The following is a 23,709-nucleotide window of genomic DNA, read 5'->3' as shown; positions in this document are numbered from 1 at the left end:
GCTTAGCCCCGATACGGCTGGCAGATACTGGCGAAAAGCTCGAAGTAATTGGGAAACGTCTTTGAGGTGCAGTCAGGATCGTTGATGGTAATAGGACTGTCGCCCATGGCCGCTAGCGAAAAGCACATCGCCATGCGGTGATCGTCATAGGTGTCTATCGCTGCGGATTGAATGTTGGCGGGTGGCTCCACGGTAATAAAATCATCGCCTTCAACGACCTCAGCACCCACTTTGCGCAGCTCGGTCGCCATCGCGCTGAGACGGTCGGTTTCTTTAACACGCCAGTTATAAATATTGCGGATGGTAGTGGGACCCTGGGCGAACAGCGCCGTGGTGGCAATGGTCATTGCGGCGTCGGGTATATGGTTCAGGTCCACGTCTACACCACGCAGTTCGCCGCGTTCTACGGTAATGCTATTGGCGGCCCAGCTCACGTTTGCGCCCATCAGTTCCAGCACTTCGGCAAAGCGGGCGTCGCCCTGTACGCTGGCCGTGCCCGTGCCGTTGACCTTAACCTGACCACCGCCGATGGCCGCTGCGGCGAGAAAGTAAGAGGCAGAAGAGGCGTCGCCTTCTACCATAATAGTGCCCGGCGATTGGTAAGTCTGATTGCCGCGCACGGTGAACTGTTGGTAATGGCTGTTCTCCACCGTGACCCCAAAACGGGCCATGATGTCCAGAGTGATATCAATATAGGGCTTGGAGACCAGTTCACCGTCGACAGCTATTACCAGATCGCCTTGCGCCAAGGGTGCCGCCATCAGCATGGCGGTAAGGAACTGGCTGGAAATATTGCCACGAATGCTCACTCTGCCGCCCGTCAGGCCGCTGCCTCTTATGTGCAGTGGCGGATAGCCTTCGGTGCCACCATAGCTGATATCCGCGCCAGCCGTGCGCAGACAATCGACGAGATCGCCAATCGGGCGCTCGTACATGCGCGGTTCGCCGAGTAAGTTAAATTCCCCTGCTCCCAGGCACAATGCTGCGGTAAGGGGGCGCATGGCGGTGCCGGCGTTGCCTAAAAAGAGCTCTGCTGGTGTGGCCGTGTTTAGCGCGCCGCCGTTGCCGGTCACCGTGCAGCAGGTGTTGTTGTTGCTCAGCTGAAACTCTACCCCTAATGCCTGCAGCGCATTCAGCATGTGCCGTATGTCGTCACTGTAGAGTAAGTTGTCGATTTGCGTGGTGCCTGTAGCCAATGCCGCCAGTAGTAAAATGCGGTTGGACAGGCTCTTGGAGCCGGGAAGGGTAACTTCACCTGCGACCTTCTGAATGGGTTGTAAAGTCAGTGTTTTGATCGGGATTCGCTCGCCAGGTTGCCTGATGGCGGCATTCTACCTCAGCTTCCCTGTTTGCGGAATTGTTGTGCCACTGGTATATCTGGTCTGCAGCGTGCAGGTTGCGCATAACAATAATATTTGCGGTCGCTTTCCAAAGGGCTAGAACCGCGTCGGAGAGAAGCTTTAATGCTGAAGAAAATTTTGCTGGCCATGGTCATTGTGCTCGTTGCATGGTTTTTGCTTGGAGATGATCGCTCCGAGTCGGTCTATGTTGAGCCGGCTTCAGAGCGGCTGTTGGATAGCGGCACAATCATGGGATTTGCCGACCGCCATGATGTCTATGCCTGGCTGGGCATACCCTACGCGGCGCCCCCAGTAGGGGCTGACCGCTGGCGGGCGCCCGGCGCCATTCCAGCCTGGGAGGGCACGCGCGATACCGTGAAGTTTGGTGCTGCCTGCATCCAGCCCTGGAGTTTTATGACGCGAGACACTGGTGTGGCTGGCGATATCATTGGCAGTGAAGATTGTCTGTACCTGAACGTGTGGGCGCCGCGAGACGCCCTGAATGCAGGCACCAGGCTGCCGGTGATGCTGTGGATACATGGCGGCAGCAATACGGCCGGCACCGCCGCGGGGTATCCCGCGAGCCATCTGGCTGGCAGCCAGCAGGTGATTGTGGTGAGCATCAATTATCGCCTGGGCTTTTTGGGTTGGTTCAGTCACCCGGCTCTGGGCGCGAGTGCCTCTAGCCCGGAAGAAGCTTCAGGCAACTTTGCCCTGCTTGACATGGTGGCAGCGCTGCAATGGGTGCAGCGCAATATCGAGACTTTTGGCGGCGACTCTGAGAATGTCACGGTGTTTGGTGAATCGGCGGGTGGCCGCAATGTCTATGCACTGATGGCCAGCCCGCTGGCGCAGGGGTTGTTTCACCGCGCCATTGTGCAAAGCGGATCTATCGCCACTCAGGCGCTGACCGAGGCAGAGAACTACCGGGATGAAGCCAGCCCAGGTCACCGCAACAGCTCTGGCGAACGCGTGGTCTCATTGCTACAGCAGGCGGGGTTGGCCAGTGATCGAGAGTCAGCGAAAGCGGTGCATGAGACTATGGGCGTCGGCGCTTTGGCAGAATTTCTGCGCGCGCGCAGTCCACAAGAACTGCTGACTGATATTGGCGCACGCGCAGGTAGTTATTCTGTTCCTCAGACCTTTCGCGACGGTGTGGTACTGCCTGCAGATTCGTTGCTGGAGGTTTTTGCCGACCCTAAGCGTTACAACAATGTGCCTTTGATCACCGGCGCCAACCGCGATGAGCAAAAACTGTTTGCAGCAATGAACTCTGAATTCAGCGAGCTGCGCTGGGGTTTGATACCGCGGATAACTGATCAGGCTAACTTCGATCGTGTGACAGCCTACCTCAGTGACGGTTGGCGCTTGGCGGCGGTAGATAGCCCCGCCAACGTAATCGCCAGCAACGCCGGCGCGCCGGTCTTCGCCTATCGTTTTGATTGGGATGAGGGCGGCAACATGCTGCTGGTTGACTGGAGCACGGCCTTAGGTGCTGCTCATGGCATGGAGATACCGTTTGTGTTGGGCGACTTCGAACGCATCAACCCTATACCCTGGTTCTTTAACCCCTTTAACCGGACCGGCCGTGAAACACTCTCTGCCGCCATGATGGGCTACTGGGCCGAGTTTGCACGCAACGGTGACCCGGGCGGTGGTCAGGATCAGGCGCAGCCAGTCTGGCAGGCGTGGCAAGCAGATGAAGGTGGCGTGCTGTTTCTGGATACTGACACGGATGGTGGCATCCGCATGTCACCCGGGCGTCTGGAAGTGTCACATTTTACTGATCGCCTGTTGGCCGATGCGGGGTTTGCGGACGTTGCTGAGCGTTGCGCCATGTTCATAAACCTGTTTCGCTCGCCTTGGCGAGGCTATGAGCTGTTTGATGCCAGGGAATACCAGCGTCTTGGCTGCGCGCCTGCCGAGTGATGCGTAGGTGGGGGTGAGCTGTGCTAATCTTTGGTCCTATGAGGTAATACTAACTATGCAAAATTCTGGGAGATGAGCATGGCGTTGCAACCGGGCCCTATGCAGGTAGTACACAATTACTTTAGCAGCCGTGACGAAGTGCTGGATGATCTCAAGCGGCACGGATTTTGGCCGCCAACCTGTTTGAAAAACTCACACTGCTGGACCCCGCGGACAGTCCGTTGAGGGGAACCTGATCTATGTTGACTCCGCTGCGAACACCACAGGAACGCTTTGCCAATCTGCCGGACTATCCGTTTGCAGAAAATTACGCCGTGGTTAGCCACCCAGATTATGACGAATTGCGCATGCATTATGTGGACATCGGGCCGCGCGCAGCGCCGGTGGTGTTGATGCTACACGGTGAACCCAGCTGGTCCTTTGGCTACCGTAGGGTTATCGCAGCAGTGAGTGCCGCTGGTTATCGCGTGGTAGCGCCAGACCATATTGGTTTTGGCAAATCGGACAAATTGCTGCACGTCACTGACTACAGCTACCAGTTCTTTGTCGATTGCATGCAGACGTTGGTAGAGCAGCTCGAGCTCCAACAAATTACATTGCTGTGTCAGGACTGGGGCGGCCCGATTGGGCTGCGTACGCTGAGCCAGATGCCGGATCGTTTCAGCGGACTTATTGTTGCCAATACCTTGTTACCCAATGCGCAACTGCCGCCCTTGGGTATTGCTGATTGGCCCGGCGAGTTGGTGCGGAACTGGGCGGCAACGGTGCGCGATATGAAAGATATGCCGGTGGCGGCGATTGTCGACGGTGTCTGCGTGACATCACTGGATGATGACGTTATCGCCGGGTACGATGCCCCGTTTCCCGATGCCAGCTACAAAGCGGCGGCACTGGCATTTCCGCCATTGATTCCACTGAGCGAGACTATGCCTGGTATTGCCGAGAATCGCGCGGCTTGGTCAATACTGGAGCAGCTCGACATTCCGTGCGTGACTGCGTTCAGTGATTCTGACCCATCGACCAAGGCCTGGGAGGCGGTGTTTCAGTCACGCCTGCCGAAAAAAGCCCAACATTTATCGCGCGAAATATCCGGTGCCGGGCATTTTGTGCAGGAAGATCAGCCAGGCTTGTTGGCGCAAGTGGTGCTGGATTTACAGCAATTTATAGCAGAAAGTCATTAGGGGGTTGCGAATGTTTAGCTGGTTCAGGTGGCAGTATTTGGGGTTGGCGGTGGTTTTCCTGTGGTTTATGGGCGGCGGCATACAGCATTTTACCAATGCAGATTTTTTTGTTGCCATTATGCCGCCCTGGATCGGCTGGCACCTGGAGATTGTTTATATCTCCGGGGTGTTCGAGATTCTCGGCGCGCTGGGTATTTTGTTGCCGCGCTGGCGTCAGCTGGCAGGCAACTGTCTGATACTGCTGGTGCTGGCGGTGACGCCCGCCAATGTGCATATGTGGCTGCACCCGGAACTATTTCCGGATGTGCCTGAAATGATGCTCAGCGTTCGGCTGGTGATTCAGGTGGTGCTGTTGTGGGTTATCTGGTGGAGTACCCGTGCGCCGTCTACGCAGCTGGAAACCACCGCTAGCAAGGCTGGTTAGAATATTGCCAGCGGGTTCAGTGGCGAGCCGGTGCCACCAGGAATACGCAGCGGTGCGCCGACAAACATAAAGGTCCAGCGCCCTTGCTGGCGGGCATAGTCGGCAGCCGCGTCCAGATCGAGGTTGTCCAGCAGTGGCATACCCATGGCTGCCAGTGCCAGTTCGTGCAGCGGAATTGCGCGATCGGCCATGCCTGAAGGCATGACATCAGCTACTACATCACTGCCCAGTACGGCCACACCACGTGCATGCAGCCAGGTTGCCACCGAGGCGTGCAGGCCCGGCGCCGATGCCAGTGTTATAGCGCTGCCGCTTTGGCGCACCTGCTCCCAGCGCCCGGTGCGCAACAGCAATACATCGCCGCTGCCCAACGTTATGCGGGTGCGACGCTCCCAGGCTTCGAGGTCGCTTATGGTGATAGCTGTCCCTGCGCTCAGGTAATCGACGCCCTTGAACCAGGCCATGTCTACCAGCACGCCGCGCGAGACAATACCCGCATGGGCATTCTCAATGCCCAGGTGCAGGGCGCCGCTTGGCTGTAAGTCTGAGGCGGGAAAACCGTTATACATTTTGCCCTTGCTGAGAACATGCGGCAGGCCGTCCATGTGTGAGTGGGCAGCGCCGTGGTATTCAATAGAGTAGCGATCGCTGGCCACCACCTGACTGCCAAATAACTCCACTTTCAGTTTGTGCTCAAACGGCAAGGTGTTCACAGCGTCGCCGTGTTTGTTCAGCGGCAGCGATAGGGAAATACTGATGCCATCGCGCACCAATACAGCGGCCGCCTTGCGCTGCGCTGGCTGTATCAGATTCAACGTGCCCAGTTCGTCAGCGCTGCCCCAGCGGCCATTGTTGGACACTTGCTGCAGCCATTGATCAAACTGCTCGGTTGAAATTGGCGCAGCCGGGCTGGCGTAAAGTGCTGAGGCTGTATTGAGCAAAGCAAGGCTCAGCAGTAGTCTTGTGAAAGGCTTCATGGCGTTATCTGCATGGGGACGGATGGTCAGTATGGCAGATAATGCGTCTAACCTTACCGCTGGGTCTTGGCTTGCAGGCCGGCGGGGCGCGTCTTCGGTTTAACTATACTGACAGGGTGGCAGCTTTCACCATTCTGCTCGTGGTTCGGCTGCCGCGCTCGATCAATTTGCAGTAAATATCCGTACTCTATACCGTCAGCGTCAAGCACAACTACCGACAAGGAAATTGATATGCCCATAAGTCCGATGGATGAAACTCTGGCGCACCAGACTCCGGAGACCTTTGATCAGGTTGCGACCAGTGATCGCAATTTCTATGACCGCTATTACTTTAACCTGCATCCAAAGTCAGGTGATCTGTTTGTCGTATTCAGTATTGGTCAGTATCCCAATCTCGGTACTACCGATGCGTTTGTCTGTATTGTCTATAAGGGCACCCAACATGTGCTGCGCTGCTCACGTGAGTTGGGCAGCGACCGATCAGATACCACGGTGGGGCCGTTTGGTGTTGAAGTGCTGGAAGGTCTGAAGACACTGCGCATCTATTGTGAGGATAACGAGCACGACATTGCCTTTGACCTGGTCTTTGACGGCACCGCACCGGCGGTAGAAGAGCCGCGCACGGTAATGCGCAAGGGTGCTCGTATCACCATGGATACCTCGCGCTACACGCAAATGGGCCGGTGGCAGGGTAGTCTCAGCGTCAAAGGTGAAGCCATCGAGATTGGTTATGATGATTATCTGGGTGTGCGCGACCATTCCTGGGGTATTCGTCCGGTCGGTGAGTCCGAGCCGCTGGGTATCAATATCAATCAGTACACCCAGAAGTACGGTTTCTTTCATATGTGGGCACCCTTGCAGTTTGATGATTACCAGATGAAGGTGTTCATTGAAGAGGATGCCGATGGTCAGATTACGGTGGAAGAGTGCGTCAAGATAGACAGTTTTGAGCGTGGTGGGGCCGTGCATCAAATGGGCAAGCCACGCCACGCCATTAAGTACAGAAGTGGCACCCGTGAGCTGGAAACGGCGGAGCTGTATTTTGAGGACGATCAGGGCGTGCCGATAACGGTCAAAGCGCAGGCGCTTAGCTGTGCTTACCTGGCGGCGGGCACTGGTTATTTCCCCAAGCCAGACTGGACTCACGGTCAGTACCACGGCGAACTGAAGCTGGAGGCCTTGGAGTTTGACGTGAGTACGCCAGAGGCACGCAATGAGTTGGGGCCGCTCTACGAAACGCTGGTGCGGTTTGAGACCAGCACCGGTGATGTTACCTGGGGTATGTTCGAGAACATGAGCATTGGCGCTCATGATCCCTATGGTTTCGACTCCTTTGAGGCGGTAGCAGACTAAGCTGGCCGCTTACTCGATACCGAGCGCCTGCTTACCCCGATCTTCGTATTTTCGGCACGGCTCTGTGATGAAGTCTTCGCCGCTGGTCATAGTGGCGCAAGAGATTTTCTCAAGGCTTTGCAGGCATTCCAGCGCCGGTTGATACATCTCGTGATCTGCAGGCACCTGGGTGACCTGGTTTTTCATGGTTTCGCACATCTGGTCAAGAGTTGGTTCAAGCATGGCCTGTATCTGGGGGCTGATCTGACCGCCCATCTCGGCCATGACACAGCTACGGACTTTTTCGCATAAGGCCATGGAGGCATCTGTAAGCTCGTCGGCTGCCGCCCCGGGCAGGTGCGTGCCGGTCAGCATTACCAGTGTAACGGGAAGCGCGCGATACAGTGACTTGATCATTGGGTGGTCCTTTTAGGATACGAGAGGTCATTCAGCCAGCAATGCGCCGGTGTTAAGCTGTTCAAACAATATGTGTTGTGTCTATTGGGGTGATCTTACAGCAGGCAGATCAATGCCGGAATACACTGCGGTAATCAGCTGGGCTGGCCAGTCCGAGGAAGTTTACACCGACGATAACTGCAGTCGTGGCCATGATGGTCGCGGAAGCCAGCACGGCTCGGTTGATGCACGTCGACGGCAATGGTCTACACTATCTGCTGGTATTTCAGGAAGACGAGCTATGTGTGGAATAGTTGGCGGTACCTTGCGCGGCACCTTGGAGTCGGGCCGATTGGAAGCGGCGCTGGAAAGCCTGCATCATCGTGGCCCTGATTCGCGGGGTCGTTGGATAGCCGAGGACGGAGCCAGTTTTCTGGGTCATACCCGGCTTTCCATTATTGGTCTCGACAATGGATCGCAGCCGCTGTCGGATCACGATGGCAATGTGCAAATGGTGGTCAACGGCGAGTTCTACGGTTACCGCAAAATCCGCGAAAATTTGCAACGCGAGGGCTGTCAATTCAAGACCGACTCCGACAGTGAGATCGCGTTACACCTATACCTGCGCGAAGGTATGAACATGTGTCAGCACTTGCGCGGTGAGTATGCGGTGTTAATTGCGGATCAGCGCAACCGCGCCATGATTGCCATCCGTGACCGCTTCGGAATTAACCCCCTGTATTACGCCGTGCATAACGGCGAAGTGTTTTTTGCCTCTGAGATCAAAGCGTTGTTGGAATTGGGTGTGCCGGCGCGCTGGTGCCCGCAGGCTTTGCTGCAGGAGTCTTACCTGGTGCGGCCGCACAGCCATAGTCTGTTTCAGGGTATTTACACGGTACCGCCAGGTCATTATGCGGTGGCTCAGAATGGTCAAGTTTCGCTGTACCCGTACTGGGATATGGATTTCCCTACCGCGGAGGAGCTGGCGACTGACTCGCGCAGTGATGAGGAAGTAGTAGCGGGCTTTCGCGAAGTTTTGAGTGATGCCATATCTGAGCGCATGGTGGCTGATGTTGAAGTGGCCTCCTATCTTAGTGGTGGTATTGATTCTTGTGCAGTACTGGGCCTGGCTCAGACCATGGCAACGAAACCGATTCGAGCGTTTACCCTGGCGTTTGACGACGCTCTGTTTGACGAAAGTGCGCTGGCTGAGCAGCAGGCGAAATTATGTGGAGCCAATTATAATCCGGTGCCAGTTGGTGCCAATGACCTGGCCGATTACTACAGTGATGCGGTATGGCATGCAGAGACGCCGTTTGTTAATGGTCATGGTGTGGCCAAATACCTGCTTAGCCGTGCGGTGCGTGACGCCGGCATAAAAGTGGTGTTTACCGGCGAGGGCGCCGATGAAATGTTGGGCGGCTACGTGCCGTTTCGCCGCGATCTGTTGCTCTACAACAGTGAAAGTCAGGACCCAGCCACGGTGCAGCGATTGTTGGCGGAAATGCGCGAGAGCAATAAGGCAGTGCCCGCTTTGGTGGGTAATGAGGGTGCGCGCTGTGCTGAGTTGGATCTGGTAGAACGGCAACTGGGTTTTGTGCCGTCCTGGATGGAGATATTTGCCGGCATGGGTGACAAAACCCGAGAGCTGTTCAGTGCCGATCTGACGGCCAGGGTTGCCGGCATTAATCCCTACGCCATGAGTCTGGCGCGGCTGCCGGTTGCCAGTCAAATGAGCGGCCGTGACCCGCTCAATCAAGGGTTGTATTCCTGGTCGCGTATTCATCTACCCAATTTTATTCTCACCTTCCTCAGTGACCGCATGGAAATGGCACACTCCATTGAGGGCCGGGTACCGTTTCTGGATACTCGGGTGGCGGAGTTTAGTGCGCATATGCCTATTCACATGAAAATAAAGGGCATGCGCGAAAAACACGTTCTGCGCGAGGCTGCTCGGGATGTGATCATTGAAGAGGTCTACAACCGCGAGAAGCATCCCTTTGCAACGCCGCCCGCTAAGGCCAGTGACAATGACGGGCTGTATCAGTTGTACGCTGATACATTTCATAGCAAGGCGCTGGAGGATCAACCGGTGTTTGATCCCGCTGCCGTGCGCAAGGCGTTTGCCGCTATGCCCGACCTGCCGTTTGAGCAGCAAGCGCTATTGGATAACTTGTTGAATCGCGTGCTGAGTATGACGCTGATGCATCAGCGCTTCGGTATGAGCAGTCCTTAAAGCGTTGGGTCCAGTACCGATTGTGTTGACGGCAAGTTAGTCACTTCAGGCAGCGCATGAATAGGTATGCTCCCTAGCTGGCACCGGGGATTCTGGCGTGGAATTTTTTGCAGTAGCGATTGTTCTTGTTGTACTGGTGTGTCTGGTTGTAGCGAAACTGTTCCTGTGGGATATGTCGGGGCTGGAAGGCTTGCTAAGAACAGCCTCGTTCATGGGGCTGTGCCTGCTGGGCGTGTCTTATCTGAACCAGCGGCTAACGCCGCCGGAACCTGAGTCCTAGCGGTGCCCGGTCTATTGGCCTGTGCGACTGTCGAACCAATGGCGGGTGCCGTTGGCCAGCGCTACCAGCGATAACATCACAGGTACTTCCACTAGCACCCCAACGACCGTGGCTAGAGCCGCACCAGAGTTGAGTCCAAACAGGCTGATAGCTACCGCCACCGCCAGCTCAAAAAAGTTGGAAGTACCAATCAAGGCGGCTGGCGCGGCGGTGCTGAACGGTACCCGCCATAGATAGGCCCAGCCATAGGCAACCGCAAATATGCCATAGCTTTGTATCAACAGGGGTATGGCAATGAGGACGATCACCAGTGGTTTCTCAACAATGGTTTGTGCCTGAAATCCAAACAGTAAAACCACGGTCGCCAACAGACCCATCACCGAAGCCGGTTTTATTTTCCGGGTGAACTCATCGATGCGTTCCGTGGTGCCGGACCCGTTCAGCAGCTTGCGCGTGAAAGCCCCGGCAGCCAGTGGAATGACTACATACAGCATCACTGACAGCAGCAGCGTTTCCCAGGGCACTATGATATCGGTGACGCCCAGTAGCAGTGCCGCCAGCGGTGCAAATGCGAAAACCATAATAATATCGTTGATAGATACCTGTACCAGGGTGTAGTTGGCATCGCCACGCACCAGCTGGCTCCAGACAAATACCATTGCGGTGCACGGAGCCACGCCCAGTAATATCATGCCTGCGATGTATTCTTTGGCGGTTTCCGGAGCCACCAGTCCGGCAAACAAGACCTCGAAAAACAGTATGCCCAGCCCGGCCATGGTAAACGGTTTGATCAGCCAGTTGACCACCAGGGTTATGCATAGCCCCTTGGGTTTTTTGCCAACATCTTTCAGTGAAGCAAAGTCCACATTGATCATCATCGGGTAAATCATGACCCAGATGAATACGGCTACCACCAGGTTTACGCTGGCGTATTCTATGTCGGCGATCACCGTGAACAGCCCAGGCCAAAGCAGGCCCAGTACCACGCCGCCGGCGATGCACAGCCCTACCCACAGCGACAGGTAACGTTCGAACAATCCCATTGGCGAAGTGTTATCGGAGGTCATAGTAGCTCGCTCTTAATGCGCTGTTGCAGCATGTCAAAGGCCTGATCGAAAGCCGCGTCTATCTCGCTTGCACTGCCGTCAACGTGAGCGGGGTCCGGCGTGCTCCAATGCAGTTTTTTACAGTCGCCCAAAAACACGGGGCAAGTCTCGTTGGCAGCCTCATCGCATACGGTGATAACGATATCGAACGGCTGCTCCAGAACATCATTCCAGGACTTACTGTATGGCTCATCGAAGGCGATGCCGTGACGGGTCAGGGTTTGCAGTGACCCGGGGTGCACGTAACCGGCCGGGTGACTGCCGGCGCTAAAGGCTTGATAGCGGCCCTTACCCAAATGATTGATGAGAGCTTCAGCCATTACCGAGCGACAGGAGTTGCCGGTGCACAATACCAATACCGTTAACATTAGCAGCAACCGCCGCTTGTAATCGCCTTTTCAGCGGCTTTTGGGGACTCTTGTGGCGCGCAGCAGGCGCCGTCCGTGCTGGCGTCAACCTGGCCGAAAAACTCGGCCTGTTCCATAGTCTTGAAGGTCTCCCAGGCAACACCGGCGGGATCTTCAACCCATGACTTTTCTGAGCGGGCGTAACAGCACACCGTCTCGCCCTCATCGAACAAGGCGACATCGGCTGTTTTCAGTCGCTCGCGAACACCATCCAATTCAGCATCATCGTCCACCTGTATACCGAGATGATCGACACCGGTTGAGTCGCCCCGAGTTGAGATCGCGAAATTGACACGCGGATCTTCCAGCATCCACTTGGCGTAATCGTCCTTGATAGTGGTAGGTTCTGCGCCAAACAGGGCGCTGTAAAAGGTAACCCCCTGGTTGAGGCTTTCAACGCCGACGTGAATATGCATTCTCTTCATGGTATTCCCCTTCATGTCTCGGTTGGTTGGCAGCAATTGTCCAACTCGATAATAGAACAGCCGCTGGCCTGGTCCTGTTGGATACTGGCGAAGTCCTCACTGCAGCAGTCCTTAACCATAAAGCCGATCAAGCCGTGCATCACTTCAAAATTTGCCGTGTAAATAATCGATCGTCCTTCGCGGCGAGAGCTGATAATGCCGCAGCTAGATAACTGGTTCAGGTGAAAGGACAGAGTATTGTGCGGAGTGCCCAGCTTCTCGCTGAGGGCGCCGGCGGGCATTCCCTGGAGCCCGGCTTTTACCAGCAAGCGAAATGCTTGCAGTCGGGTTTCCTGTGACAGAGCGGCAAATAGTGAGACGGCGTTATTTATATCCATATGTCTAGAATAGTGGACATATAGACGGTCGTCAATGCCTACCTTGCTGGTCACAGTTCGGCGCTGCCACGAGCAGAGCCATTGATGATTTCGGCTGGCGTCACTGTCTGCTAAGCTGGCTTAAAATCCCCTATTGAGACAGCAACCCCTGAAGCGCTTCCTCATCATCGGCAGTTCGCTGTTCTTACTGATTGTCCTGATCGCCAGTGCCCAGCGCATTGTCGGAGGGATTTTGGATTACGAATTGGCGGGTCGATTGACTCCTATTTTGGGGCTACCGGTAAGTATTGAGAAAATCGATGTTGATCTCATTGGTTTTAATGCCAGTACTGCCAGAGTGCTTTTAGGCGACCCCAAAGACCCGCTGATCGATGCCACTGCAGTCAGAGTAGGATTGAGCTGGGCGAAACTGCTGCGTGGCGAGATACGCCTGATTGAGGTTGCGGTTGATGATCTCTCCGTGAAGCCTTCGCGTTGGCAACAGCAGGATACGTCGCCCGACGCTTATCAGTTTCTGGAGCCGTGGTTACCCAATCGGCTTGATCTGGCTCAGGGACGCTATGTGACAGCGGATGATAAGGCCTGGCCAATCATGCAGGTCGGCTGGCGTCGACAGCCTGATGGGGGCGCCAGTCTGTACTGGACCAGCCCGCGCCCTGGCGGCGATTTACGTATTGAAGCCGATATTACGTCCTTGCCCGCCCTGCTGCAGCTGACTGATATTGAAGGCCGCCTGAAACTGCTACCTCAAGTTATGGGGGTCGACGGAGCGGATATTGGTTTTAGTCTGGCGCCTGTGCCTGAACAAGGCTACGCAGTGAAGGCGAGCGGCCGCCTTGCCAAAATGCAGGTGCAGTTGTCCGCCTTTAGTGACACACCCTGGGAGGTACCACAGCGCTCGGTGACCAAGGTCGAGCGTTTGGATCCAGAGCCATTGCAGCAGTTTTACGCTTTCCTTATGGGTACAGGCGAAGCAAGCTCACTGGAAGAAAAACTACTCAAGCCTGTGCCTCAGTTGGCTCTACCCCGCCATCAGGCGATTCTGGAAATCTCCAGCCTGACCATTAGCGGAGACGCATTGACTGATAACAGGGTAATTTTCAGCTCGGGTGAGAGTGGACTGCAGGTAGAATCTGCCATCAGTCACGGACCGGGTGGAGTGTTGAACTGGTCTGGCGGGTTGCACAATCTTGATCAGGGTTTGAGCTTAGAGCTTGAAGCTCGGCTGACTGCGTCTGAAGACGGTAAGGGTCTGCTACCCAGTCGTTTGAATGCACAATGGTTATGGCAGGAGGGTACGGCCAGCGTCAGCGGACGAGGTAGTAGCTGGGGTGCGTTAGTCGATGATCTAGAGGGTGCGTTTGCTCTGGCCGGCTTTCACCTCGGGGAGACGCGGACTCCGCTGCTATTTAAAGCGCAACTGGATCGCAGTCCCAAGTCACTGGTATTGCAGCCGTTGCAGCTGGAAGTAGGCAGCGCAGCCATCTTCGGGCGACTGGAGTTTGCCGGCGGGGGTGATCGTAGGCTTCACACTACGCTGCGCGGAGGAGGGCTGGATCTCAGTTTTATGTTCAACCCATCCGATGATGACACTCAAGTAGGAGTCGCCATGCCGGCGTTTCTACTGCGTTATCCTGGCGTTGACCTGAATTGGGATATTGAGCTCGAAGCGATAAAAATTCCGATTGCGGATCTTGCTGGCAGCAGCATAAAGGTGGTTCGCGATGCTGCCGGAGGTAAACTTGAAGCTGAACTTCAGGGCCACACCGGCGGTGAGTTGGATATGCTGCTGAGCTGGGAAAACCAGCCTGCCCAGCCCATTCAGGTCAAACTCGATATTCTACTTCGGAACCTCAACCTGGACCGTACTTTCGGTCAGGACGGGTATGGCTTGGACAGTCGTACCAATGGGTCGCTTGAGTTCACCAGTACAGGCGAAGGTCTGGAGGATATATTTACGGCCATGCGTGGCTCTGCAGATCTGTCGGTTAAACTACTTCCAGAAAATGGTTGGAGTAGGAACGAAGCAACTGACAGCGAGATAGGGCTCGCGGGCCATGCTAGTTTGATTCTTGGGAGTAGCCGTATTATTGGTGTAAAGATATCGGAGCTAAGAATCGCCTCGCTGAGTCAGGACGTTACCGGCGATATCAGCATGCAGGCCAACAGAACGCCCTGGCTAATCGCTGGGTTGCGGTCGAGCCAGCTTGACCTCGGACCAGTGATTGACTCTCTGCCAGCCTCTGACCCGCAGTCTGATCCACTGGATTTTTTGCGCGAACTGGGCGCTTCGAGGATTTCACTTGATGCCGGAAAAGTGACATACGGTGGTATTGAAGTTCACGACCTTGCAATGACCATTGACGCCGAAAGAGACGCGTTTCGGGTGAGCAAACTCGACTTTGATTACGAAGGGGCCCAGGTAAGCAGTCAGGCGCAACTCGACTGGCATGCAGAGGAAACCGCGTTGAATGCGTCAGCTGACTTTAAGGGGTTAGTACTCGAAGGCTTGCTGCAGCCAAACCCAGATCTCCCGAATCCTCTCTTGCAGGGTGGATTGAAAATCGCCAGTCACGGTCGCAGCCTCACAGATCTGGTTAACGATCTGCAGGTTCAGCTGCGACTTGAATCCGCGGCGAATAAGCGTCAACAGTTGGATGAGCGGCGTTATGTTGAGGCGGATATTACGCGCCGCGCCGATGGCGTTGACGTCAACCTTGGCGCCTTTGTCTGGGCGGGCAGTGACCTGCGTGGAGAGCTGAGTTATACCCGGGGCGATCCTGCAGAAATTGACTTGAATCTGGTAGCCGGTACGCTGAATCTTGAGCCTTGGGAGAGCGTCGTAAAGGTACCTGCTGAACCACCTGCGCAGCTCTCGTTATTGCAGGAAGCTACCCGCGCGACTACCGAAGCCGTCCGTGAATTACTGAGCGCGCCTTATCGACAGTTGAACTCCAGTGATGCAAAAGGTATGGCCTCGGGCACCACGGTGTTTCGCCCTGATCCCTATGATCTGAGCCTGCTGAGTCGTTTCAATGTGAAGCTATACGGCTCACTGGAGCATATCCGCAGCCAGGCCGGTACTGCCCGGGATGTAACCTATGCGGCCAACCTACGTGATGGCACGCTGTCATTTGACGCTGGCGTGGGAGCGCTTAATGGTGGTGAAGCCTTGCTGGAAGTTCGCTACGCCGGCGTGCAGCATCCCCCTCAGGCTAGCCTCCTGGCGCGCTTCAAGGACGTGTACAAAACCGGCGCGAAGCAGAGTTATCCGCAAAGCGGCTACTTTGAATTACGCAGTGAGGGTGACAATGCCGCTGCATTGGCGGCTAATCTTGACGGTCTGGTCTATTTGGAGTTGGGTCAGGGGCCCTTCAATTTTGGCCGCATCGGTTTTCTGACGGCCGATGTTGCTGGCAGCCTGGTCAAAGGGTTGATCCCGAGCGCCAAGCATAGAGCCCCAAAGTTAAATTGTGCTATTACCCTGGGAACCTTCAAAGACGGTGTAGGTATAACACCCTATGGTTATGCAGCTCGCACGCGCTCTGCCAACCTGTTGGGTAAAATGGAAGTTGATCTTGGTAGAGAGCAGATCAAGGCCAGCTTCCGCTCCAGAAGCCGGGAGGGAATGGGAATCTCGATTGGAAACGCGTTTTCCAATACGGTCAGCGTTCAGGGTCCGTTGAGCCATCCGCAGATAGTTCCCAATACCGGCAGCTTGCTGTTCAGGAGCTGGGCTGCCTATATGACGGTGGGTATGTCTATCTTGGGAGAAAGCATGTACAACCGGGTGCTGGCGAGCGCAGACCCTTGCGAAGCTATACGGGTGAAAATACGCGAGAATATATGCGTTAGTGAACAACCCATCGCGTCGTCGCCGCTGGTGTGCCCGTCACCGTAGTCTCGTATCAGAGCGTGGTTACACCGCAGGCAGCTTAGTAAGCGCGGAGTATTCTTATCAGATACACCATACTGACTGCGATAATTGCCAAAGTGGGCGCTACGCTGAAAGTAAAACCTCCAAGAGCAAAAATTCCGAGGCTCCATATTCCCCACCATTTGAGCATGCCCTGAATATCCGGGCCTGGCTTATGCCGCGCGATGTATTTCAATTCTTTACCGGACAGCGGAGAACCACAGGCGTTACATTGGCTGGCCGTGGAGGCAACCGGGCCGTCGCAAGTGATACAACCCAGCAATTTTACATTTTCCCTAGTATCCGTCGGTGATGGCTTTGCCGAATCATACAGTTCTTGGGATGATCCACCCATAGTGATCGCGCCTCAACTTACAGTATGCAGCAGGCCGCAGTGGCGGCTCTGCTAATCTCTTTGCAACTATAGCACTGCAGTAAGTATAACGCCTGACGGAGGGGTAGCCCGCGTTTGAGTTTCCTGGCAGGGGTCTGTTTTGAGCCTGGGTGGACTCCAATATGTACTCTTAGAGCGCGCCGAACTTCACGGCTATGTCGATCTGAATCGTGCGGCGGCTGGTATAACCGCCGCTTGTTAAACCAAACCCGGGCATCACTGATGTGGTAACTGGTGATTCCCTCACTCGAAAATAGGTGCGTGGAAAATCCAGTTGTCGATAATGTCGAATCAAAATTCCACGACCCGGTCCTGACGCAAAATCCATCCTGCCTCCCCGGCCAACAGTTTGTACTGGATCTGCCGCGTGCCGCCAGTTGACTTGGAGTTGGTGTCGCCATTCTGGTAGAGGGGAAAGCGGCGCACAAAAGTTCCCTCACCAACGAAGAATTCATCATGGCCCATGTACCCCCGCGAAATCTCCGGGCTGTCTTCTATCGATGGAAGATAAACCTCGCTCAGAGATTTATTCCGGTTGGACGCGTATGCGATCAGCGACCCATAGGAGCCGCTGCCCGCCGAATTAACGTAGATGTAAATTTCAGGGTAGCCATCCGCGTTGAGATCCTCGATCTCGACATTGGTGATGGTGCCATCAGCCTCTGCTTGCATCTGCCCCAAGGAATCTCCGGACATATTGGCGCGAACGATCACCTGATTGATCGAGCTGTCATGGGGACTCTCTACCTGGAAAGTGACACCTTGAAGCACCCTTTGGGCGAAGAACGGCTCGGCTTGAACCGTGGTTGAAAAAAACGCAGCCAACGCGATGGTAACCATAAGCTTGGTATACATAGAGCCTCCAGGAATATGGGGTCAGAGCTAATTTCGGCAATACCGGAAAAGGGCTAGAACCCCTTTCACCACCCCTTTCTCGCCAGAAGTGAAAGACCGACAGTAGACGTGTAGCCTACTACAATAGCTATAACCTCTCAAAATAGGCGAAAGCCGACGTTAGGCCTACTTGGATTCCAAGAGTGACGTAGCGTCCGCTTTCACCTCATAGCAGCCTTACCAGATGCTAACAGCCCTTTATTCTATAGGGTTATTGTGTCAGGATTCTTTACAACTTCAGATTATATTAAAGGCTCGAAGAGCGGGAGGCGTAGTAATCATTAGGGTGGTATGAATATTGCTTGCCCTTAGATAACGAATTAAAGATTATATAAGTCTAAGGGTGAAACTAACATGAAAGTATTTACTAGAATGCTGGCGATATTAGCGATTACGGTATGGGCTGGAGCGGCAAACGCGACAATCATATTCGACAATATCGACCTCTTTAAAAGCACCGGTACCATAGTTCGAACCAATGAAATTAGCTATCAATTCACCGCCACAGGAACCGGTACGGCAACCAGCTTAGCTGCTAACTTACTTCGTTTCGGCTCACCTACAATAACTTTTAATCTGTATAACGACACCGCTGGTACTAAGGGTACTTTGATAGAGTCTGTTTTGCTCAATGCCCCTAACACCGGCCCTCAGGTAAGTGAAGTTAGAACGGAAGCCTTGTCCGGCGTAAATACCTTTATTGCAGGGACCAATTACTGGGTCGGGGCTGTCAGTGGCGGTCCCGGAACTTTTGACGGTGTGGGCTGGATCGGCGTATTGAACAACTATGGAATACGAATTGATTCTTCCTCACCAGTTCCAGCGCCCGCTACTCTCGCCCTATTCGGCTTGGGACTCGCTGGCCTTGGCTGGTCAAGACGCAAACAGCATTCATAGAATTAGGCCCGCTGCCTGACAGCCCGCCACAGAGCGGGTTTTATTTTGCCTGAAATTTGAGGTTTCTAATGTCCGCTGTTAGGCGAAAGCAGTCATTCTGACCATGTCTGCTAACACCTCTTATGCGACATTTCCGCTTTGTCAGAAAACTTTACACTTAGAACTGCGGACTATTAGTGTCTAATCCTATATAAACCGTTGTTATGGAGCGTTTTCACGTACCAAAGCTGGCGCAACGACCGCTTTCACCTCACATGCGACGTTATGTGAATAACCACATATAACTAGGGGTTATAAGTGTCAGGTTTTTTTACACTTTCGATTTAGGTGTCTAGTATACAAGTACTAAGCCTATGTTTTTATTTAAGTTTTTTATTGGCATACATTTTGCCTCACACAAAAGAGAACTATTAATGCAAGGATGAGAAATGAAATTACTGCGCTGCGCTTTCCTGTTATCAATCTTAGCTTCTGTCTTACCAGCCCATGCGATACCCATAACAGACACCGTAGTCGTCGGCAATCAAGAGTGGGCGCAGGTTAATTTGTTCACAAGCGTCACCTGGAACACGATAAATACACAATGCCCTGAGGGCGTCTGTACTAGGACCAGTGAAGTTAAAGGTTACTCCCTTGAGGGTTGGTCTTGGGCATCAGTGCAGACGGTGCAGGAGTTGTTTAATACGTACACGGGCCTTAGCAGTGCGGCTCCCTCGATTGATCGGTTTTCGCTTGCCACGGCCGTAGGGTTAGCCGCGCGTTTTTTTGGCGATTTTACACCCATCAGCCAAGATGATGATACCAGATATCTTTACGGGTGGACGTCATCCCGTGATTGCGACCCGTTAAGCGCGGCTGGTTGTCTTACACCCCCTGCGGCGTTTTCACCGGAGGTTAATATCACCGAATTGCTTGACCCGGGAGCTGAGGCGGCGGTTTTCGCTACGGCATATAAGACAACACTGCTGGATGAACCATTTGGAAGCGCGGGAGCATACTTCGTGCGCGATGCGGAGTCGGTACCAGCGCCGGCAACCCTAACCCTGCTCGGGTTGGGTTTGGTCAGCCTGTGGATGAATCGCCGAAAGCGTGGTGCCAAGGTTTAGTCCTTTCAAGCCTGCTGTCGTCCAACGCCTCCAGCGACGGAGATAGTCATCAAGCGCAGCGGCTCCTTCGGGGGCCGTTTGCTTTTGCTCATAAAGCCGATGAACTCCTTATACTCTAACGACTGCTTGTAGGCGAAAGCAGACATTAGGGTTCTAGCTAATTGTGACGCAGTTGGGCGCCACATGCCGTCTATGTTGTTAGTAGAGTATCGCCCAGTTAATCTCCCAAAATTGATGGAAGAATAATGGGCCAGGAATAAGCGTATAAGAATTCATGCACGACACGAGTCACAGTACTGCCCGTTAGCCTCTCAGGGCGCTTGGTAGCCTGCGGTTACTGTTGCCACTGCGTAGGAACCGAGCTGGGCTTACCCACAGTTAAGCTGACCTAAGGCGCTCTGCCCTCGCAAATCAGGACAGTTCCTTCTCCGCAAGCGCCTTGGTGGCCTGATAGTCGGCTTTGCCATTTGCCCCACGAAACACTTTGTCCACGTACAAAACATGTTTGGGAACTTTATAACCTGCTACGAACTGGCGAACATGTTCCCGCAAAGTATCAGCCTCCACTTGCCTGTCAGCGGCTAATTGCACAACTGCCGTTACTGCCTGCCCCCATCTCTCGTCGGGAACGCCTACCACCAGGCAATCATCCACTAAATCGTGAGACTTCAATGTCGCCTCAATTTCATCGGGATAGATTTTCTCACCAGCAGAGTTAATACACACATTGCCACGGCCCAGGAATGTCAGGCTGCTATCTGCATGTAACTCTACCCAATCGCCTGGAATGGAGTAACGCAGTCCATCGACTGTGATAAATGTCTCTGCCGTTTTCTGTTCATCTTTGTAATAGCCCAGCGGCAAAGTGCCGGAGATAGCCAGAAAGCCAGTCTCACCACTGCCAGCCTGCACCTCCTTTAAATCTTTAGTAAACACCTTGGCATTGGGAGCTAGCTGCATTTTCACTGCGCCGTCCTCAAGCGAAGAATCGCTGTTAGAGCGGGCATAGGCAGATGTTGATGACTCGGACGAGGCCATATTGTCTACGATCGTGATTTCGGGACAGTGCTTAAGTAACGCCTTTTTGTTGTGGGGGCTAAAAATCATTGCGCTGGAAATGACAAACCTCAGGCTTGCCAGGCTGAACGCACCTTGCGCCACATCCATGGCCTTGATGATAGGTTGAGCAAATGCGTCACCGGCAATAGTGATCGCCGCTATGCCATGTTTTTCAATACATCGTAAGGCGACGCCGGCATCAAAACTACGAGTGCGCAATAACACACACGTATTGCCGTAGCCCAGAGCGTTGATCACGGTATACAGGCCAGCCCCGTGCATCAGAGGCATTATGACCAGAGCGTTGGCGCCGCCACCTTCTGGCCTGAGTGCCAATTCTTCCGGCAACTGTGGTGACGGCATCTCGGGATTTTTTTGGTTTACGCCGATCATATTCCATAAGTTATATTGCTCCCACATCGCCGCCTTGGGCATGCCAGTGGTACCTCCGGTATAGAGGAAGATCTGATCTTCGGGTGATCTTTCTATCTGTAATTTTTCGCCGCTGCCTGTTTCACTCAGTTCATTGAATGAGGCAGCCCAATCAAAGGCAGGCTTGTCTTCATCACAAATTTCAATGAATTGCTTTACCAGAGGAAGCTGGGGACGAATAGCATTCACATTATCCGCGTAGTCAGATTCGAACACCACGAATCGCGCGTCGCTGTTTTCTAGCAGGTACTGCAATTCCTGAGGCCCGTAACGGAAATTGACATTCACATGTACCAGACGCGCCTTAAAAACTGCAATCAATGCCTGAATATACTCCGCACGATTTTTGGAATAAATCGCAACTTTGTCCCCCGGCTCGCCACCCATAGCAATGAGCTGTCGAGCGAGATTATTGCTGCTGTCGCGCATCTGACCTGAGGTAAACACGCGGCCGGTACCCTCTTCATCCTCTTCGATCAGGACTACGGTATCGGGACTCAGCTGCTCATCAACGTAGTCGTACAGATCGCCAAAATTCATTGCCACGATTCACTATCTCCTTTGTTTAAGTTATCGCTAACGCGCCTTAATTGGAGGCTGATATTACCGCTTATGGCCAATAATTTATTGAGGTTTTTCCTCCCGATATCGATTTTTTGAGTTCTAGGAAGTTAAATAGTCGGCTCGTTACTCCCGTAGGAAGACTTTGAGGTATTGGGTTTTTTAGATAATGGTGCCCGGGGGCGGAATAACCGGGCCACGTTGGTCACCGACGGGGATTATTTTGAAGTTTTGGGCGTTTTAGATAATGGTGCCCGGGGGTGGAATAACCGGGCCACGTTGGTCACCGACGGGGATTATTTTGAGGTTTTAGACTTTTTAGATAATGGTGCCCGGGGGCGGAATAAACGGGCCACGTTGGTCACCGACGGGGATTATTTTGAAGTTTTGGGCGTTTTAGATAATGGTGCCCGGGGGTGGAATAACCGGGCCACGTTGGTCACCGACGGGGATTATTTTGAGGTTTTAGACTTTCTGAATAATGGTGCCCGGGGGCGGAATCGAACCACCGACACGAGGATTTTCAATCCACTGCTCTACCGACTGAGCTACCCGGGCGTATCTTGCAGGTCCCGCAGGGCGCGAGAGGCGCGTATTAAACCCGCTCCCGCAAAGGGAGTCAAGTCAGACTACGCGCTGGGTGGTACGTAACCCTCGGCCTGATCGTAGTCTTCACCGGCCATGAACTTATCCATTTCCTGTTGTAGGTATTTACGCGACTCGGCATCAATCATATTGAGCTGCTTTTCGTTGATCAGCATGGTCTGGTGTGCCTGCCAGTCTTGCCAAGCCTGTGCGCTGACGTGTTCAAAAATTTCCTGACCCTTGGGGCCTGGATAAGGTGGCTTCTCCAGGCCTGGCATATCGGCCTGATACTTCTTGCAAAACACGGTGCGTGACATGGTTCTACCTCAGTTGGTGTAGTTGGTCCAGCAGGCGACCGACGGGTGCGGCCAGACCAACAGATTGCGGTTGGTCGCTGTTATACCAGAGCTGTCGTCCGGCTTCCATGATGGTGTTGGGCGCCTGCGGCAAAATTACCTGCGTTGGCGTGATATCCAGGTGGTAGTGGCTGAAGGTGTGACGGTAAACCTGCCACTGGGTAATTTCCTTGGGCGGTATGCCAAAGATGTCCAGGCAATATTCTGCGGCGGTCTCGGGGTCGGTCTCGCTGACTTCAGGAAAGCTCCACAGGCTGCCCCAGATACCAGTAGGCGGTCGTTTTGCCAGATAGACGTCGCCGTCAGGGCTGCAGATCATCAGCATCGCCGTGGTTTTGACGGGAGTCTTTTTACTGGGCTTCCGCCCCGGGTAGTCAGTCTGGGTGCTGTTGCTATGTGCCTGGCAGTCTTGCTGCAGCGGGCACAGGTCGCAGCCGGGTTGGCTGCGGGTGCACAAGGTTGCACCCAGGTCCATCATGGCCTGGCTATAGTCGGCGACCCGGTGAGAGGGTGCATAGTGCTCGGCGGCTTCCCACAGATTTTTGAGAACCGGGGTTTTGCCGGGCCAGCCGGCGATGGCACCGTGTCTGGCCAGCACGCGTTTGACGTTGCCATCCAGTATGGCGGCCGGTTGGCGGAAGGCTATGCTGCGAATAGCGCCAGCGGTAGAGCGGCCGATGCCGGGCAGTTCGCAGAGCTCCGCAACGGTATCGGGAAACTTGCCGCTGCACTCATTAACGACCATTTTTGCTGCTTTGTGCAGATTGCGCGCGCGGGCGTAGTAGCCCAGCCCCGTCCACAGGTGCAATACGGTATCTTCTTCAGCAGCGGCAAGCTCGGCAACGGTTGGCAGCGACTCCATAAAGCGATGGAAGTAGGGGATAACGGTGCTGACCTGGGTTTGTTGCAGCATAATCTCCGATACCCAAACCCGGTAGGGGTTGATGTCCTGCTGCCACGGCAGGTCCTTGCGGCCATAGTCGTCGAACCAGCTGAGCACGCGCTGTTGAAAACTGGTTGAATCGGTATGTTTGATGACACTACTTCCTGTATTTTGAACGTGTGAATTGTACTGTAAGGGGGCGGTGAATTGGTGGGC

At 54.3% G+C, this 23,709-nt stretch carries 20 protein-coding genes and 1 tRNA gene; 9 read left to right on the top strand and 12 right to left on the bottom strand.

Features of this window, described 5'->3' with window-relative positions:
* Window positions 1-2 precede the first annotated feature (2 nt).
* Window positions 3-1,271, bottom strand: a complete 1,269-nt coding sequence (aroA, locus tag EYC98_RS03165) for a 3-phosphoshikimate 1-carboxyvinyltransferase (protein ID WP_279244881.1) — start codon at window positions 1,269-1,271, stop codon at window positions 3-5.
* Window positions 1,272-1,463: 192 nt separating this feature from the next.
* On the opposite strand from aroA, the gene EYC98_RS03160 reads away from it, so the two are divergent.
* From EYC98_RS03160 to EYC98_RS03150, 3 genes are all read left to right on the top strand, one after another.
* Entirely contained in the window at window positions 1,464-3,269 is a 1,806-nt protein-coding gene (locus tag EYC98_RS03160; protein ID WP_279243850.1) for a carboxylesterase/lipase family protein, read from the top strand.
* A gap of 239 nt (window positions 3,270-3,508) precedes the next feature.
* Complete coding sequence (locus EYC98_RS03155; RefSeq protein WP_279243849.1) at window positions 3,509-4,450, top strand: haloalkane dehalogenase; 942 nt, start codon at window positions 3,509-3,511, stop codon at window positions 4,448-4,450.
* A 10-nt stretch (window positions 4,451-4,460) separates the two neighbouring features.
* The gene (locus EYC98_RS03150; protein ID WP_279243848.1) at window positions 4,461-4,874 is read left to right on the top strand and encodes a DoxX family protein; all 414 of its coding nucleotides are present in this window, start codon (window positions 4,461-4,463) and stop codon (window positions 4,872-4,874) included.
* Here EYC98_RS03150 and EYC98_RS03145 read toward each other — a convergent pair.
* Window positions 4,871-5,851: a cyclase family protein gene (locus EYC98_RS03145; protein ID WP_279243847.1), complete on the bottom strand. Its 981-nt coding sequence runs from the start codon at window positions 5,849-5,851 to the stop codon at window positions 4,871-4,873. The two genes, EYC98_RS03150 and EYC98_RS03145, sit on opposite strands and share 4 nt — an antisense overlap.
* Window positions 5,852-6,082: 231 nt before the next feature.
* On the opposite strand from EYC98_RS03145, the gene EYC98_RS03140 reads away from it, so the two are divergent.
* Window positions 6,083-7,204 carry an Rv3169 family protein gene (locus tag EYC98_RS03140; RefSeq protein ID WP_279243846.1) on the top strand — a complete coding sequence of 374 codons (1,122 nt, stop codon included), beginning with the start codon at window positions 6,083-6,085 and terminating at the stop codon, window positions 7,202-7,204.
* A 9-nt stretch (window positions 7,205-7,213) separates the two neighbouring features.
* On the opposite strand, the gene EYC98_RS03135 is transcribed toward EYC98_RS03140, so the two are convergent.
* Window positions 7,214-7,600, bottom strand: coding sequence for a hypothetical protein (locus EYC98_RS03135; protein WP_279243845.1), 387 nt, complete (start codon window positions 7,598-7,600; stop codon window positions 7,214-7,216).
* A gap of 280 nt (window positions 7,601-7,880) precedes the next feature.
* Between EYC98_RS03135 and asnB the strand changes: the two genes are divergently transcribed.
* Together asnB and EYC98_RS03125 are read left to right on the top strand one after the other, a co-directional pair.
* A complete protein-coding gene (gene asnB / locus EYC98_RS03130) occupies window positions 7,881-9,815 on the top strand; it encodes an asparagine synthase (glutamine-hydrolyzing) (RefSeq protein WP_279243844.1) in 1,935 nt (644 codons plus the stop codon).
* A 97-nt stretch (window positions 9,816-9,912) separates the two neighbouring features.
* Window positions 9,913-10,095, top strand: a complete 183-nt coding sequence (locus EYC98_RS03125; RefSeq protein WP_279243843.1) for a DUF2339 domain-containing protein — start codon at window positions 9,913-9,915, stop codon at window positions 10,093-10,095.
* 11 nt (window positions 10,096-10,106) lie between these two features.
* Here the strand turns inward: EYC98_RS03125 and arsB are convergent, their stop codons facing one another.
* From arsB to EYC98_RS03105, 4 genes are read right to left on the bottom strand one after another with little or no spacing between them, the layout of a single operon-like run.
* The gene (gene arsB, locus EYC98_RS03120; protein ID WP_279244880.1) at window positions 10,107-11,138 is read right to left on the bottom strand and encodes an ACR3 family arsenite efflux transporter; all 1,032 of its coding nucleotides are present in this window, start codon (window positions 11,136-11,138) and stop codon (window positions 10,107-10,109) included.
* A gap of 20 nt (window positions 11,139-11,158) precedes the next feature.
* The gene (locus EYC98_RS03115) at window positions 11,159-11,569 is read right to left on the bottom strand and encodes an arsenate reductase ArsC (protein ID WP_279243842.1); all 411 of its coding nucleotides are present in this window, start codon (window positions 11,567-11,569) and stop codon (window positions 11,159-11,161) included.
* On the bottom strand, window positions 11,569-12,033 hold the full coding sequence (locus EYC98_RS03110) for an ArsI/CadI family heavy metal resistance metalloenzyme (RefSeq protein WP_279243841.1): 465 nt from the start codon (window positions 12,031-12,033) through the stop codon (window positions 11,569-11,571). The genes EYC98_RS03115 and EYC98_RS03110 overlap by 1 nt, the downstream gene beginning before the upstream one ends.
* Window positions 12,034-12,044: 11 nt before the next feature.
* Complete coding sequence (locus EYC98_RS03105; protein ID WP_279243840.1) at window positions 12,045-12,410, bottom strand: ArsR/SmtB family transcription factor; 366 nt, start codon at window positions 12,408-12,410, stop codon at window positions 12,045-12,047.
* Window positions 12,411-12,543: 133 nt separating this feature from the next.
* Here EYC98_RS03105 and EYC98_RS03100 point away from each other — a divergent pair, with 133 nt between their 5' ends.
* Window positions 12,544-16,311, top strand: coding sequence for an AsmA family protein (locus EYC98_RS03100; protein ID WP_279243839.1), 3,768 nt, complete (start codon window positions 12,544-12,546; stop codon window positions 16,309-16,311).
* Window positions 16,312-17,011: 700 nt separating this feature from the next.
* Here the strand turns inward: EYC98_RS03100 and EYC98_RS03095 are convergent.
* Complete coding sequence (locus EYC98_RS03095; protein WP_279243838.1) at window positions 17,012-17,575, bottom strand: PliI family lysozyme inhibitor of I-type lysozyme; 564 nt, start codon at window positions 17,573-17,575, stop codon at window positions 17,012-17,014.
* 393 nt (window positions 17,576-17,968) lie between these two features.
* On the opposite strand from EYC98_RS03095, the gene EYC98_RS03090 reads away from it, so the two are divergent.
* Together EYC98_RS03090 and EYC98_RS03085 are read left to right on the top strand one after the other, a co-directional pair.
* The gene (locus tag EYC98_RS03090) at window positions 17,969-18,511 is read left to right on the top strand and encodes a PEP-CTERM sorting domain-containing protein (RefSeq protein WP_279243837.1); all 543 of its coding nucleotides are present in this window, start codon (window positions 17,969-17,971) and stop codon (window positions 18,509-18,511) included.
* A 674-nt stretch (window positions 18,512-19,185) separates the two neighbouring features.
* Window positions 19,186-19,617 (top strand): PEP-CTERM sorting domain-containing protein, encoded by a 432-nt coding sequence (locus EYC98_RS03085; RefSeq protein ID WP_279243836.1) that lies wholly within the window; start codon window positions 19,186-19,188, stop codon window positions 19,615-19,617.
* 411 nt (window positions 19,618-20,028) lie between these two features.
* Here the strand turns inward: EYC98_RS03085 and EYC98_RS03080 are convergent, their stop codons facing one another.
* The 4 genes from EYC98_RS03080 to mutY form a co-directional block, all read right to left on the bottom strand.
* Window positions 20,029-21,648 carry an AMP-binding protein gene (locus tag EYC98_RS03080; RefSeq protein ID WP_279244879.1) on the bottom strand — a complete coding sequence of 540 codons (1,620 nt, stop codon included), beginning with the start codon at window positions 21,646-21,648 and terminating at the stop codon, window positions 20,029-20,031.
* A 503-nt stretch (window positions 21,649-22,151) separates the two neighbouring features.
* A tRNA-Phe gene (locus tag EYC98_RS03075) sits at window positions 22,152-22,227 on the bottom strand.
* A gap of 71 nt (window positions 22,228-22,298) precedes the next feature.
* Entirely contained in the window at window positions 22,299-22,571 is a 273-nt protein-coding gene (locus EYC98_RS03070) for an oxidative damage protection protein (RefSeq protein ID WP_279243835.1), read from the bottom strand.
* A 4-nt stretch (window positions 22,572-22,575) separates the two neighbouring features.
* Window positions 22,576-23,610 carry an A/G-specific adenine glycosylase gene (gene mutY, locus EYC98_RS03065; RefSeq protein WP_279243834.1) on the bottom strand — a complete coding sequence of 345 codons (1,035 nt, stop codon included), beginning with the start codon at window positions 23,608-23,610 and terminating at the stop codon, window positions 22,576-22,578.
* Window positions 23,611-23,709: the final 99 nt, after the last annotated feature.

It is taken from the genome of Candidatus Litorirhabdus singularis, assembly GCF_026262625.1.
GTDB classification, from domain to species: Bacteria; Pseudomonadota; Gammaproteobacteria; order Pseudomonadales; family Halieaceae; genus Litorirhabdus; species Litorirhabdus singularis.
This window is presented reverse-complemented; position numbering and strand designations above follow the sequence as displayed.

What these genes read in the sequence shown, in the direction of transcription:
- EYC98_RS03140 (WP_279243846.1), top strand. Translation starts at nt 6,083, where the DNA reads ATGCCCATAAGTCCGATGGATGAAACTCTGGCGCACCAGACTCCGGAG.
- arsB (WP_279244880.1), bottom strand. Translation starts at nt 11,138, where the DNA reads ATGGGATTGTTCGAACGTTACCTGTCGCTGTGGGTAGGGCTGTGCATC.
- EYC98_RS03070 (WP_279243835.1), bottom strand. Translation starts at nt 22,571, where the DNA reads ATGTCACGCACCGTGTTTTGCAAGAAGTATCAGGCCGATATGCCAGGC.
- EYC98_RS03105 (WP_279243840.1), bottom strand. Translation starts at nt 12,410, where the DNA reads ATGGATATAAATAACGCCGTCTCACTATTTGCCGCTCTGTCACAGGAA.
- EYC98_RS03115 (WP_279243842.1), bottom strand. Translation starts at nt 11,569, where the DNA reads ATGTTAACGGTATTGGTATTGTGCACCGGCAACTCCTGTCGCTCGGTA.
- EYC98_RS03090 (WP_279243837.1), top strand. Translation starts at nt 17,969, where the DNA reads ATGAAAGTATTTACTAGAATGCTGGCGATATTAGCGATTACGGTATGG.
- EYC98_RS03155 (WP_279243849.1), top strand. Translation starts at nt 3,509, where the DNA reads ATGTTGACTCCGCTGCGAACACCACAGGAACGCTTTGCCAATCTGCCG.
- EYC98_RS03135 (WP_279243845.1), bottom strand. Translation starts at nt 7,600, where the DNA reads ATGATCAAGTCACTGTATCGCGCGCTTCCCGTTACACTGGTAATGCTG.
- EYC98_RS03080 (WP_279244879.1), bottom strand. Translation starts at nt 21,648, where the DNA reads ATGAATTTTGGCGATCTGTACGACTACGTTGATGAGCAGCTGAGTCCC.
- EYC98_RS03095 (WP_279243838.1), bottom strand. Translation starts at nt 17,575, where the DNA reads ATGTATACCAAGCTTATGGTTACCATCGCGTTGGCTGCGTTTTTTTCA.
- EYC98_RS03160 (WP_279243850.1), top strand. Translation starts at nt 1,464, where the DNA reads ATGCTGAAGAAAATTTTGCTGGCCATGGTCATTGTGCTCGTTGCATGG.
- EYC98_RS03150 (WP_279243848.1), top strand. Translation starts at nt 4,461, where the DNA reads ATGTTTAGCTGGTTCAGGTGGCAGTATTTGGGGTTGGCGGTGGTTTTC.
- asnB (WP_279243844.1), top strand. Translation starts at nt 7,881, where the DNA reads ATGTGTGGAATAGTTGGCGGTACCTTGCGCGGCACCTTGGAGTCGGGC.
- EYC98_RS03145 (WP_279243847.1), bottom strand. Translation starts at nt 5,851, where the DNA reads ATGAAGCCTTTCACAAGACTACTGCTGAGCCTTGCTTTGCTCAATACA.
- EYC98_RS03110 (WP_279243841.1), bottom strand. Translation starts at nt 12,033, where the DNA reads ATGAAGAGAATGCATATTCACGTCGGCGTTGAAAGCCTCAACCAGGGG.